Genomic DNA, 13472 nt, shown 5'->3' with positions numbered 1-13472 from the left:
TTGGCAAGCACTATCAATTATGTTGCGCAGACTATCGCAAATGTTGCATAGGCCCGAAAAATTGATTTAAACCAGGCTTTAGTCGGGTTTGCTGTGCTGGGCGAGGTAGTCGGTGGGCGTAAGGCCGTAGAGCTTTCGGAAGCTTTGCGTAAAATAGGCCGGGGTTTCAAAACCAACCATATACCCCGTTTCGGCAACACCGTACCCTTGCTGGAGGTAGTACGTAGCACGTTTCAGCCGGTAGTTACGTTCCAACTCGCTGACGGACATACTAGTCAGGGCTTTTACCTTTCGGAACAAATAGCTTCGGCTGATGCCTAAGGCCTGCGCTAGTTGTTCGATGCCAAAATCAGACTGGTCGAGGTGGGCTTCGATAAGGGTGTAGAGTTGGCCCAGGAATGGATCAGGCACCGTTTCCAGTGCGTCGGGCGGGCGGGTGTCCAGGCTGGTCAGGCTGGCCTGCACCCGCTCCCGTAACCGACGACGCTGCTCCAGCAGATTGCCAACCCGTAGCTGAAGTTCGCGCACATGAAACGGTTTGGTGAGGTAGTCGTCGGCTCCGGCCGACAACCCTTCCAGTCGGCTATCGATCGACGCTTTCGCCGTTAGCAGAATGATAGGTACGTGGTTCGTACGGATGTCGGCTTTGAGCAATTGGCAAAGTCCGTATCCATCCAGCACGGGCATCAGCACATCGCTAATCACCAGGTCGGGCAGCAGACGTAGCGCCTGCTCAAAACCCTGCTGCCCGTTCATCGCCCGGTGAATCTGATACGTAGGTGGTAAGCTGTCGGCAATAAAATCACCTAGTTCAGCATTATCCTCGACCAGCAGAACAACCGGTTTCTCGTCCGGGAGATCTTCGGCCTCAACCGATGGCAGCACACGACTATTCGGCTGGACTTCCGAAAATAAAGCTGAATCATTCGCAGGATGATACGGTAACCGGACGATGAAGGTGCTGCCCATGCCGGGCTGGCTGTTTACCGCAACGGTGCCCTGTTGTAACGTAACGAGTTCCTTCACCAGCGCCAGCCCGATACCCGTTCCGCCGTAGGCGCGGGTACTAGACGAGTCGACCTGGTAAAACCGCTCAAAGATGTGCGGTAAGGCGACGGAGGAAATGCCGGGGCCAGTATCGGTTATCGTCAGTACCAGAACATGGGCGGGGGTGATGTGAACATCAACGCGTACCGTTCCACCCATAGGAGTAAACTTAAGGGCATTGCTCAACAGATTATGCCCGATAGCTTCGAGCTTGTCGTGGTCGAAGAGGTAGCTGCCGCCCGTTTCGGCCGCTTCTACCAACAGCTTGATTTGCTTGGTTTCGGCCAGCTCGCCGAATGACTCCACCAGCTGACTCACAAACGCAACCGGATCGCCGAGGCTGGGCTTAAGCGCCAGTTTACCCCCGTCCAGGCGGGCCATATCCAGCAACTGATTAATAAGCCGCAGGAGCTGGTCGGCGTTCCGTTCAATGGCCGATACGTGTTTATGGCCCTGATCGTCCAGCGGCTGACGGAGGAGCTGTGCATTGGCGTTGAGCAATAACGTAAGGGGAGTACGTAGCTCGTGGGTGACATTGGCAAAAAAACGGCCTTTCAGTTCATCCAGCTGGCGCAGGTTGGCGGCTTCATCTTCCCGGCGCGTCAGCTCACGCTGGAGCTTCTGCCGCCGAGCCAAAATTCGGAACAACCCCCAGATTCCGGAGCCCAGAACGAGAGCAACGACCACCATAAACCAGCCGCGTCGCCAGAAGGGTGGTTCTACGCTTAGTAGCAGCCGGGCCGTCTGCTCAGACCAGCCTCCACCCGGTCTGGCCTGGGCAAACAGAAAGACGTATTGTCCGGCGGGCAGCTGGTAACTCGCCTGCCCCATAACATCCCGATAGGCGGTCCACTGCTGGTCGTAGCCTTCGAGTTTATACCGGAACGAAGACACGCTGAGTTCGGCATTAGGTGCGAACCGGAGCTGAACAAAATCCGCTTCCTGTAACGTCAGGCTAGCCTGACCGGTTGAGTCGCGCCGGAATCGGTCGTCGGTATGGTGTTCGTTTTCGGCCAGTCGGGTACCGTTTACTTTTATGTCGAGGATGTTGAATGGTGGGATAGGCCGTACGCGGCTGAGGTCGTAGGCGGAGAGGCTACGGGTAATGGTGTTAACCCACAGGATCGGAGCCGTTCCCGTTCTTTTCCGAACGGAGAGGCTGATCACTTTTTCGGCAGGTCGCGGAAATTCGATACGTTGCAGCTCACCCCCGGCCGTCAGGCGGAACACCATACGGCCCACCGAAAAGTACTCATTTCCCTGTCCGTCAGGCTCGAACATTTCTGTCCACAGCGCAGATTCCGTGTCGGGCTTTGGCAGGTGAATCTGGCGTACGTTGCCAGTGCGGGGTGTAAGCAAACGAATTTCGTTTAGCAGACCGATGAGTATGTCGCCGTTGGCCCGTACTCGAACGGCTCCCGTTATCCGGTTCTTGTCGGTAAGCGCTGGTACGTACTGGCCCCGTTGTCTAGTACGTGGGTCAAACCAGTGTAGGGCGGCTGAGGTCGTAAACCAGATGCGCCCATCCGCAGCTTCCGTCAAATCCAGAATGTTCAGCGAGTCAATCAGTACGTGCTCCGTTGCCAGCGTTCGCGTATTGACACGTAACAGGCCCCGGTTACGTAGCGCAATCCAGAGTTGGTCCTGCCGACCCGCCAGTATGGCCCCAAAATCGTATCTAGCCAAAAACTCCCGGACGAGTCGGGTTGTATCGGCGACGCGGTGGATCTTCTTTCTGGCCGGATCGACATACGTTAAGTGCCCCCTCGGATTACCGACCCGGTGCTGCCGGAGCCAGATGCGCCCATCGGCCGTAAAAGCGGGCTGCGCGTATGCATCGTCCTGGGGCTGCCAGGCGGCATGCAGGACACGTATCGGCTGGAATTTCCCGGCATCAAACAGAACCAGTCCATTGTCCGTAGGAAGCCATACCTCCTGTCCCGGTCCATGCGCTATATAGTCAACCATCAGGTTCATCCCCGACGGCTGCGTGATCTGCCGTAGTGGGGGCGGGAGCATGAACTGCTGCGCCCGTAAAGAGCCGGTAGCCAGGCTCAGCAGCAGGAGTAAACCAGCCAGCAGACGATACGTATGGTACGTTGGTGAAGCCTGGTTGCGTCCCCCTACAACCCGATGGTTCAAGGCGTCGTTAACCCACTGGCAGACCAGCCGACTGCTGCATAAAGAAAAGGTGTTGGAGACGAACTGCATGCTTTCCGAATATCGGCAGAATGCGCTAATACAGACCAAGATACGTAGGACAGCCCAAGAAAATGACCACTCTCCGGAAATATTCAGGAACGATTACTGATCGGTAAGCCAAGCCATTCCGACGAAACCTACCTGTTCATCCGGTTCTACGCGATCAGTAGCGAAGGTGAATGCTAATGATTAATCGGTAAGAGTTAGACTAAGTATTGCGCAATTTAACTCAGCTTCATAGCTAAAGAAGGGTTGAGTATTCACCACTAGGCATAGTTAATGAGTCTAATTTTGTGTATCTTGAAATACATTAACTAGACTATACACCACCGCCAAGGGGCGCCTGGTATTCTAGATCTTTACTAGATACTTTGGTGCAGGAGATTGCCAAGCAGATCGGCATTTCGAAGATGACCTTGTACAAGTACCTGCGTGCACGTGAGGTTGAAATTGGAATCAGTAGCTTAACAAAATACATAAACTCATGCCTATTGCTATTGAAATAGAAAACCCTTTCAAGGAATTTGATAACCACCTCTCGATAAGTGGCAACAAACGAATACTTCTATTCGCTCCATTTGGCTACGGAAAAACCTACTTTCTTGATAAATATTTCCGTGACAAGAAAAGGTATAATGCCATCTGGCTCTCACCGATCAAATATGTAGTAGGTCAAAATGAAGACATATTTGAGTACATAAAAATGGATTTGGCGATGGAATTACTTTCTACTGACGATCTAGTTGATGTGTCAGTAAAGAATTTTACTACCGATTTATATTTGAATCAATATCTCAGAAATCATCCCGCTGAAGTCGGAAGGCTATTAATCGAATCGTTGAAGGACACAGAAGTACCTGTTGTAAAATCTGTTGCTTCTATAATCCATGGTAGCATTAAAGTTTATGACGCGTTCAAGAAATGGAAGGAAGATTTAACTGAAGGGGCTAAGACAGATTATGAGAAACTAATAAATTACAGTTTATCACAAACGGAAATAAAGGGATCTATCTACGAGGATGACCTTACTACCCAATCAATAAGATACTTATTACAAAAACGAAAGAAAATATCAAAAAAATAAAACGTATTAATTATTGATGACTTCGATAGGCTAGACCCGGATCACATTTTCAGAATACTAAATATTCTAAGCGTTCATAACAATTACTTAGATAATGAAAATAAATTTGGCTTTGATAAAATAGTTATAGTTTGTAGTGTAAGTAATATCAAAAATATTTATGAACATAAATACGGGAAGGATGTAGACTTTGACGGCTATTTAGAAAAATTTTATTCAACTAAAGTATTTCATTTTAGCAACCAATATGCAATAGCTCAATTCTGCTTAAAAAATTATAAAACCCAGCTTGATAAATCTGCACTTAGAGTACTAGGATTACTTCTACACATATTTGTATTAAATAAGAAGCTATCCATAAGGGGTTTAATCAAACATGAACGAACATCTCCTATTACACCTTTTCAGCTAGGTAGGTATGCATTTAGCAAAGAGGATATTGAAGATGTAGAACCAAGCTTGTCATTTGCCCTTGATGGTAGGCGCAAAAAGGCTTGGGCATCACAGTATACAACACCTATTAAACAAGACGTTAATTTCTTTAATTTCAGCAGTACTGGCTTCCCAATACTTTCAGTGGTACAAATACTGGCCACCGTTTTTGGCGACTATCAGACCTTTAAGAATGCACTAAATTCTATAAAACAGCATTCTATAACGTTCTCTGATGAAGATGTTTCAATGTTATTAAATGCACTGGTTCCTCTCTCTCATCTTGCGCATAACGCACATCTGCCAGATGGTCTATATGCAAGTAGGAAAAGTGATAGGCTCTCCCACGCTACTTATAGCTATCAGGTAGAGGCAACCGTTTACGACCTCCCAGTATATTCTCAAATTGGTCCAAGTATCATTTTAAATGTTAATTGGAATGCTAATAATCAGTATGAAGAATCAAAAAGCTTTTACGAGAAGGTGACTGTTGCTTTTGACCTAAAATCAAGAATCCCGCTACTATATCCTTACAACAATTGATTCAGCTTATGAATACAATCCTGGAATTTATTGAGTCGAAAGGATTTTTAAGCAACTTAGGTATTACTCACTAAAGTTTTACGCTTCTTTCTGCGGGCCACTCCGATCGGTAAACAGCTTATCAAATATCTGAATTTTCTCTTTCTCCGCTTTGAGATAGTAGGTTGCAAAACTCCTCAAAGGATAACAAACCGACCGTGGGAAATGGAATGTCGGGTAGATGCCGAAAGTGTCCATCGTTGGTAACAATATAATCAGCATTACCAACGATGGCAGCATCGGTAAATTTATTGTCGTCGGGATCATGGGCAATAAGCCTAAACCGAAATGATGGTTCTACCCGAACTACGGTTGGGAAGTTGTCGAGGGCCAATAAGGTACGTTCGGCAAACGCAGCCGAGTACTGCCGTTCGAGCAATTCGGCGTACTCGTCCAGAATCTCGGTCGAAACCACTAGTTCAAACTGTCCATTGCGTAGGGAATCATACACCCAGCGAAAAGGCGAGAAGTGCGGTGTAATAACTAACAGAATGTTAGTATCGAGCAGTACCCTCATTACTTTTTGTAGGGAGTACGTAAGTGCGTGTTCAATAAAACGTCCAGATCGACCTGAGTAGTTGGCTTTTGCTCTTGCAGCGTTGCCATCTCTTCATCGGCTTTGCTGACAAAATAATCGGCAAGCAAATTTTTGATGTCAGTCAGTTCGTGCTCGCTTAAGTCATGAGCGAACAGTTGCAACAGGTGCAGTTGTACCGGGTTGAGTTTGGTCGTTGTCATAATTAGTAGGATCGCGTTTACTAAAGCTACAGAAACCCCCACCGCTCGTTCTACAGGGCCAGACTATCGGCCTTTATCTACGCCAGTGAGCGCGGTGCTTTGTACTTGTAGAAATAAGTGATCTCCTCCTCAGCGAGTTCTGAGTTGGAATTTAAATTTATAAACAGAAAAAAGCCGATTAGATTTTAAAATCTAATCGGCTGGCTATTTCGTGCACTCGTAGGGATTCGAACCCCAAACCTCCTGATCCGTAGTCAGGTGCTCTATCCAATTGAGCTACGAATGCATTGCTCGTTGGCATTTCCCGTTGATTGGGAGTGCAAAAGTAGAGAGAAAAAAGGCGTCTGTCAACCTATTTGCCCGAAAAATTTGCGTTACGCTTCATCAGGAAGGCACCGATGCCTTCTGCCGCATCCGCCGAACGCCCCAAACTATCTTGATTTTCAGCTTCCTGCTCCAGCTGATGGTCGAGGTCGGAATACAGCGATTGATTCAAAACTTTTTTCATCGCGCCAATGGCGAGGGTAGGGGCAGTGGCGTAATAGCTCACTACATCGGCAACGGCCGTGTCTAATTCCGTAGCGGGAACCGATCGGTTAACCAGACCGATCTGCGCGGCTTCGGGACCATACACGCGTCGGCCGGTGCTGCTTAACTCGAACGCCCGCTGTGGCCCAACCAGCCGGGGCAGAAAGAACGTAGAACCCGCGTCGGGCATGAGGCCGATGTTAACGAAGATCTGGCTGAAGTACGCTTCGTCGGCGCAGATCACTACGTCGCAGGCCAGCGCCAGTGAGCAACCCGCTCCGGCCGCTACACCGTTGATACGTCCCACCACGGGCTTTGCCAGGTTACGGATCGCCCGAATCATGGGGTGATAGCCTGTACGTAACGATTCGCCCAGGTTGAGTGGGCCCCCCGTTGAGGCTGCGTTCGCGAAGCCTTCTTTCAGGTCGGCACCGGAACAAAAGGCTTTTTCGCCCGCACCAGTGAGCACAACAACGCGAATCGTGTTGTCGGTACCAGCCGTATACATAGCGTCCGTAATGTCACGAATCAGGCCGGGGCTGAGGGCGTTATAGACCTGAGGGCGATTCAACGTAATGCGACAAACGCCGTCTGTTACGTCATAAAGGAGGTTTTCATACATACGAGTAAAGGGGAATAGGTGGTAGCCGCTCGTGGTTTAGCACGAGCTAGTTGTCGCACGAAGCAAGTTAACGAAATGCGTCCCGATGCTACGTACTAATTGCGGTAAAAATCAGATCAGCCAGAATACCGTTGCTAAACTGACTACCAACCCCAGCACGACACCGGCTCCGATCTGGGCGGGCGTATGGGCGTTGAGCCTCAACCGGGCGCTGGCGACAAGACCCGTCAGGAGTACCAGAACGACCAGGGGAAGGAACAGATCATCGGTGCCAAATTTGAGCATCAGCCCGCCAATACTGCCCAGTACGCCACTCATGCCCACGCTATGGGCGCTGATCTGCCAATACAGACTGACCAGACCAACCAGCAGAATCGACGAAGAAATGCCGCCTAACAGAACCGCTACGCCCGGTGCCTGCGTCGACACCAGTTGCATCCGAAAGGCAAACAGATAGGTCATAAACGTGTAGACAAGGGCCGTCAGAAAGTAAGGCAGCCGCCGGTCGGCCAGATCGTTCAGGTGCAGACTGCTGACGTAACCGCTCCGGAACAGGTAATAAATCAGCAGCGACGGAACGGCGAACGTACCGATGAAGATCAGGACCAACAGGCTAAAGCGAAGCGAATCGGAGAATGCATCCAGTCCTAATACCCCCGGCGCTAAAAACAATAAAACGCCGAACAGAAGCGTCGGCATGAGCAAGGGGTGAAAGACAACAGAAAGAAACTGAGCAAGACGGGTATTCAACTTGAAGACGGTGACCGGATCGCCGGTGCGGTGATGGATGATGAATGGTACAATTACCGAGACAAATTTAAGTGCTGAGCGCTTGTATATCGTTCATCATCCATCATTCTAATTTAGTTACAACTGTTTTCTCAGTCGGGCCACAGGAATATTGAGCTGCTCACGGTATTTGGCGACCGTACGGCGGGCAATGTTGTAGCCGCGGTCGTTCAGGATTTTTTCGAGTTTGTCGTCCGAGAGCGGATTGAGTTTGGGCTCGTTGTCGATCAGATCTTTCAGAATATTTTTAACCTCCCGGCTGCTGACGTCTTCGCCCGTATCGGTCGAGATCCCTTCCGAGAAGAAGTATTTAAGCGGGTAGATGCCAAATTCGGTTTGTACGGCTTTGCTGTTGGCGACCCGCGACACCGTCGATACGTCCATGTCAATCAGGGTAGCGATGTCCTTCAGGATCATAGGCCGTAGTTTCGATTCGTCGCCGGTCAGGAAGAAATCATATTGAAAACGCACAATGGCGTTCATGGTTTTGAGCAAGGTCTGCTGGCGTTGTTTGATGGCGTCGATAAACCATTTGGCCGCGTCCAGCTTCTGCTTTACGAACGAGACCGTTTCTTTGAGCGCTTTGTTCTGCTTGCTGCTCTTGTCATACGTATCGAGCATGTCGGCGAACGACCGGCTGATTCGCAGTTCGGGCGCGTTTTTGGAGTTGAGCGTCAGCTCCAGTTTGCCGTTGTTGTTGGTCAGGATAAAATCCGGAATGAGGTACTGCGCGCTGCCTGATTCGCCCTCGACCGAACCCGGCTTGGGATTAAGCCGAATGATGATGTCGATAACTTTCTTGAGCGAATCGTCGCTGATATTCAGTCGACGCTGGATCTTGTCGTAGTGCTTTTTGGAAAACTCATCGAAGAAATCGTCGATGATGCGGATCGCCAGCACGTTATACGGATCAGACTGGTCTTTGCGGTACAGTTGTAGCAGCAGACACTCCTGAAGCGAGCGGGCGGCAATGCCGGGCGGGTCGAAGGACTGAATTTTTTTCAGCACTTCCTCTACCTCCTCGGTGTCGGTAAATACATTTTGAGAGAACGCCAGGTCGTTGACAATGGCCTGAAGTGACCGTCGAATGTAGCCGTCGGCTTCGATACTGCCAATGAGCTGCTCGCCAACCAGCCGCTGCTCTTCGGTTAAGTTCAGATATCCGAACTGCTGCAACAGGGAATCGGTCAGGCTTGAGCTGGTGGCTAGCGGCATCTCCCGCTCTTCCTCGTTGTAGTTGCCATCGCCCTGCATCTTGTAGCCTGCATAATCTTCGTCCTGAATGTAGCTGTCGATGTCAAGCTCCTCGTCGCGGTCTTTAAAGTCGTCGGTTTCGTCGAATGGGTCGTCTTCTTTCTGATCGTATTCTTCATCCATCCCCTCCTCAAGCGCCGGGTTAATTTCCAGTTCTTCCTCGATACGGGTGTCTAATTCAGCCGTCGGTATCTGCAGCAGTTTTATAAACTGAATCTGCTGCGGAGATAGCTTCTGCTGGAGCGATTGGGAAAGGCTTAACTTCTGCATGGTGGTACTGCGGAATTACAGATTAGGGGCCTACGTTGAGTGGTGAGCTTGGTAGCAAAACTGCCCCTCACAATTATCAGACCAAATTAGGTAATTAATTGTTTTTTGCCAGCAGAAATTTTCTGGGAACCCCCTGAGTACTACCTTCGCGCCATGACAAATAAGCTGTACGATACCTCGCTGAGCCTGCTCACGGACCTGTACCAGGTCACTATGGCCTATGGATACTGGAAATCAGGGACCGCCGAAAAAGAAGCGGTTTTCAACCTGTATTTCCGTAAAAACCCCTTTGCCGGTGGATTTACGGTGGCTTGTGGGCTGAGCAACGTAATTGGCTACGTCAATAACTTCGGGATGTCGAAGAAAGACCTGCGCTATCTGGAGATGCTGACGGGCAACGACGGTCAGCCGATGTTCGAAACCGGCTTTATCGAGTATCTGTCTACGCTCAAACTTACCTGCGACATCGACGCGATTCCGGAGGGGACGGTAGTGTTTCCGAACGAGCCGCTGGTACGGGTGCGCGGTCCCATTTTGCAGTGTCAACTACTTGAGACTCCACTGCTTAACCTGGTCAATTTCGAATCACTGATTGCCACCAAAGCGGCCCGGTTACGACTGGTAGCGGAGAACGATACGTTGCTGGAGTTCGGGCTGCGCCGGGCCCAGGGGGTCGACGGGGGCATGACGGCGAGTCGGGCCGCGTACATCGGCGGCTGCGACGCTACGTCGAATGTACTGGCCGGAAAGCTGTACGATATTCCGATTCGGGGTACGCATGCGCATAGCTGGGTGATGTCGTTCGAAAATGAGCAAACGGCCTTCAATACGTATGCCGACGTCTTGCCCAACAACGTAACGCTGCTGGTCGATACCTACGATACGTTACAGGGGGTTCGCCACGCCATCGAAACGGGTAAACGACTAAAACAACAGGGTCATAAACTTTCGGGCATCCGGCTCGACTCGGGTGATTTAGCCTACCTGAGTATCGAAGCGCGCAAACTGCTTGACGAAGCCGGATTTACGGATACCGCCATTGTGGCCAGTAATGACCTGGACGAAACAATCATCAACAGTCTGAAGCAGCAGGGGGCCAAGATCAACATCTGGGGTGTCGGTACGAAACTCGTTACGGCTTACGACCAGCCAGCGCTGGGGGGCGTGTATAAACTGGCCGCTTTCCGTAATGACAAAACGACCGGCTGGGACTATAAGATGAAGCTATCCGAACAGGCCGTTAAGACATCAACCCCCGGCATCCAGCAGGTTCGGCGGTACCGCGACGAGCGCGGGTATCTGGCTGATATGATTTACGATCAGAGCCGCAACCCCGGCGAAGAAGCTCTGGGCGCAACCGGCACCACTATGATCGACCCGCTGGATTTCACCCGACGCCGACGATTCACGGCGGAACAAGCCTACGAAGATCTGCTCGTTTCGGTATTTCAGAATGGAAAGTGCGTGTACGATAGTCCGGATATCCATACGGTGCGAGCTCGGGTGCAGACTCAGCTAAGCCAGTTGCACCCCGGCGTCAAGCGCTTTGTCAATCCGCACACCTATCCGGTTGGCCTGGAAAAAAATCTGCACGAGCTAAAAACAGAACTGATTCTGAAGCTACGGGAGGGTTGATGCAAACGCTATATCACATGAGGGCGGTTCAAAGTATGTGACGCTGCCTGTTCGATTCGCGGTCGCTGGCTCCGGTTGCTGTCTGGTATGAACGGGCATACGTCGTTTATTCTTAACTTCTTCTCGATTTCTTAATACAAGCTGCGCCGAGCGTGTCAAAACTTTCCGTTGCTTTACTCTCCCGGCAATTCGGCGTTCTTTAAACCCATTCATAATGCAACCGATTGAGTTAGTGGTTTTTGACATGGCGGGCACGACGGTGACTGACCACCACGAGGTAGAGCGGTGCTTCGCGCAGGCAGCCGCTGAAACCGGCCTGATTGTCACCGACGAGCGGATTCTGGCCATGCAGGGACTAGCCAAACGGTACGTGTTCGAAACGCTCTGGAAAGAGCAGTTGGGCGAGCTACATGCTGACATACCAGCGCAGGTAGACGCATCGTACGCGGCTTTTCGAAGAATCCTGGAAGAGCATTACCTCACAAACGGCGCGACGCCCACCGAAGGCTGTCTGGAGGTTTTTGCTTATCTGCGAAGCCGGGGTATTGCTATCGCACTCACCACCGGTTTCTACCGTATTGTAACCGATATCATCCTGGGCAAACTCGGTTGGCTGGACGGCCTTAACGAACAGCACGTGGGTGATTCAAACAGTATTATTCAAGTATCTATCGCCAGCGATGAGGTTGAGCGCGGCCGACCGTATCCGCTCATGATCGAGCGGGCAATGCAGCTGTTAGGGGTCATTAATCCTAAAGCAGTTGTCAATATCGGTGATACACCTTCGGATTTGCTGTCGGGGCGGGCCGCTGGCGTTGGCTTGAACCTGGGCGTTACGAACGGCACGCACACGCGTGAGCAACTGGAGGTTCATCCGCACGATTACTTACTCAGCTCTTTAGCCGATCTACCAGCACTGTTACGTTCGCGGGAGGTTCTGGCCGCTTAAGTGCTGGCATTCATTGTCAGTTCCTAATCCATTCAGTTGCCCATAGCGTAGTACTGACGCTCGTATCAGTAACCTGAACTATGTACGACCTGATTATTATTGGCGCGGGAGTGCTGGGTACCTTTCATGCCTATCATGCCGCGAAAGCCGGGCAGCGCGTATTGCTGCTCGAAAAAGATCGGTACCCAATTGGCGCTACGGTACGTAATTTCGGCCAGGTAGTACCTTCCGGACTTGCCGGGCGCTGGTTTGACTACGGTCGTCGGAGCCTGGCTATCTATCGGGAAATCCAAGGCAAAACCGATCTGACCGTACGGGCCAATGGGACCATCTACATCGCATCGGATGCTGATGAGTGGACACTCGCCCATGAGCTTCACGATCGATACAGACAGATTGGCTATACCAGTGAATTGCTCAGTAAAGCCCAGTGCCTGGCTAAATACCCGGCTTTGCAACCCGAGTACGTCGTCGGCGGTCTGTTCTTCCCGGATGAGTTAAGTGTGGAGCCGGAACAGATGATTCATCGGCTCATTGCTTATGTGCAGGAAGTGCATGGAGTAGATTATCGACCCGGTTCGGTCGTGATCGATTGCCAGTCGAATTATGGCGGAGCCATCGTGACACTCGCAAACCAGCAACGGTTTCAGGCCAGTCGCGTACTGATCTGTGGTGGGCACGAGGTGCGGTTACTGTTTCCGAGTATACTAGCCGAAGCTGGACTGGTTGTCAGTAAGCTTCAGATGCTGTTAGCCGAACCCATTGATGGGTTGCAGTTGCCCGGCAACATCTTAACGGGGTTGACGATACGTCGGTACGAAGCCTTTCAGGAATGCCCTTCTTACGCGAAGGTTAACCAGGATTTGCCCGAGCATTTGGCCGAACTGAAGCAGTGGGGCATCCATATTCTGTTCAAACAGGCGACCGATGGGTCGATTATCGTTGGCGATTCGCACGAATATGCCGATGCTACACAGGCTGAAGATCTTGGCTATCATACCCAGGATTTTATTAATAAACTGATGCTGACCGAGGCTCGACGTATCATGAACGTTCCCCTACAGATTCGAAAGACCTGGGCGGGATTTTACAGCCAGACCAAAGCCGAAATTTTTGAGTATAATGTCGATGAGCACATCCGGATTGTGACCGGCATTGGCGGAAAGGGCATGAGTTCGGGGGCGGGATACGCCGAAGAGGGCATCCGGCAGTGGCTTGGTACTATTAAAGAGTGAGATCGGACCGATTTCTATGATTTAAACAAAGGGGAAAGAAAAGTTTTCGTCATAATTGCGGTCTTCCCGAACACAGGCGAAAATGCGCAAGACAATCTTGTTGCG

12 protein-coding genes and 1 tRNA gene are annotated in these 13472 nt (G+C 50.7%); 6 read left to right on the top strand and 7 right to left on the bottom strand.

Annotation, left to right across the window (positions count from 1 at the left end; genetic code table 11):
• Positions 1-78 precede the first annotated feature (78 nt).
• Entirely contained in the window at positions 79-3258 is a 3180-nt protein-coding gene (locus tag ACYVIY_RS19470; protein WP_460978067.1) for an ATP-binding protein, read from the bottom strand.
• Positions 3259-3623: 365 nt separating this feature from the next.
• On the opposite strand from ACYVIY_RS19470, the gene ACYVIY_RS19465 reads away from it, so the two are divergent.
• From ACYVIY_RS19465 to ACYVIY_RS19455, 3 genes are all read left to right on the top strand, one after another.
• Entirely contained in the window at positions 3624-3755 is a 132-nt protein-coding gene (locus tag ACYVIY_RS19465; RefSeq protein ID WP_460978066.1) for a helix-turn-helix domain-containing protein, read from the top strand.
• Positions 3734-4333 (top strand): hypothetical protein, encoded by a 600-nt coding sequence (locus ACYVIY_RS19460; RefSeq protein ID WP_460978065.1) that lies wholly within the window; start codon positions 3734-3736, stop codon positions 4331-4333. The genes ACYVIY_RS19465 and ACYVIY_RS19460 overlap by 22 nt, the downstream gene beginning before the upstream one ends.
• A 459-nt stretch (positions 4334-4792) precedes the next feature.
• A complete protein-coding gene (locus tag ACYVIY_RS19455; protein WP_460978064.1) occupies positions 4793-5308 on the top strand; it encodes a hypothetical protein in 516 nt (171 codons plus the stop codon).
• A 121-nt stretch (positions 5309-5429) separates the two neighbouring features.
• Here ACYVIY_RS19455 and ACYVIY_RS19450 read toward each other — a convergent pair whose 3' ends face one another.
• The 6 genes from ACYVIY_RS19450 to rpoN form a co-directional block, all read right to left on the bottom strand.
• The gene (locus ACYVIY_RS19450; RefSeq protein ID WP_460978063.1) at positions 5430-5864 is read right to left on the bottom strand and encodes a putative toxin-antitoxin system toxin component, PIN family; all 435 of its coding nucleotides are present in this window, start codon (positions 5862-5864) and stop codon (positions 5430-5432) included.
• Positions 5864-6085 (bottom strand): hypothetical protein, encoded by a 222-nt coding sequence (locus ACYVIY_RS19445; protein ID WP_460978062.1) that lies wholly within the window; start codon positions 6083-6085, stop codon positions 5864-5866. Before ACYVIY_RS19445 ends, ACYVIY_RS19450 begins: the two co-directional genes overlap by 1 nt.
• A gap of 212 nt (positions 6086-6297) precedes the next feature.
• Positions 6298-6371 (bottom strand) — tRNA-Arg (locus ACYVIY_RS19440).
• Between the two features lie 66 nt (positions 6372-6437).
• A complete protein-coding gene (locus ACYVIY_RS19435; protein ID WP_460978061.1) occupies positions 6438-7235 on the bottom strand; it encodes an enoyl-CoA hydratase/isomerase family protein in 798 nt (265 codons plus the stop codon).
• Between the two features lie 111 nt (positions 7236-7346).
• Positions 7347-7934: a hypothetical protein gene (locus ACYVIY_RS19430; RefSeq protein ID WP_460978060.1), complete on the bottom strand. Its 588-nt coding sequence runs from the start codon at positions 7932-7934 to the stop codon at positions 7347-7349.
• A 168-nt stretch (positions 7935-8102) separates the two neighbouring features.
• Positions 8103-9548: an RNA polymerase factor sigma-54 gene (gene rpoN / locus ACYVIY_RS19425; protein ID WP_460978059.1), complete on the bottom strand. Its 1446-nt coding sequence runs from the start codon at positions 9546-9548 to the stop codon at positions 8103-8105.
• A 153-nt stretch (positions 9549-9701) separates the two neighbouring features.
• Between rpoN and ACYVIY_RS19420 the strand changes: the two genes are divergently transcribed.
• From ACYVIY_RS19420 to ACYVIY_RS19410, 3 genes are all read left to right on the top strand, one after another.
• Complete coding sequence (locus ACYVIY_RS19420) at positions 9702-11183, top strand: nicotinate phosphoribosyltransferase (protein ID WP_460978058.1); 1482 nt, start codon at positions 9702-9704, stop codon at positions 11181-11183.
• Between the two features lie 214 nt (positions 11184-11397).
• The gene (locus ACYVIY_RS19415) at positions 11398-12132 is read left to right on the top strand and encodes an HAD family hydrolase (RefSeq protein ID WP_460978057.1); all 735 of its coding nucleotides are present in this window, start codon (positions 11398-11400) and stop codon (positions 12130-12132) included.
• A gap of 80 nt (positions 12133-12212) precedes the next feature.
• Positions 12213-13367, top strand: a complete 1155-nt coding sequence (locus ACYVIY_RS19410; protein ID WP_460978056.1) for a TIGR03364 family FAD-dependent oxidoreductase — start codon at positions 12213-12215, stop codon at positions 13365-13367.
• The last annotated feature ends 105 nt before the right edge of the window (positions 13368-13472 follow it).

The sequence above is a fragment of the Spirosoma knui genome (assembly GCF_054780635.1).
This window is presented reverse-complemented; position numbering and strand designations above follow the sequence as displayed.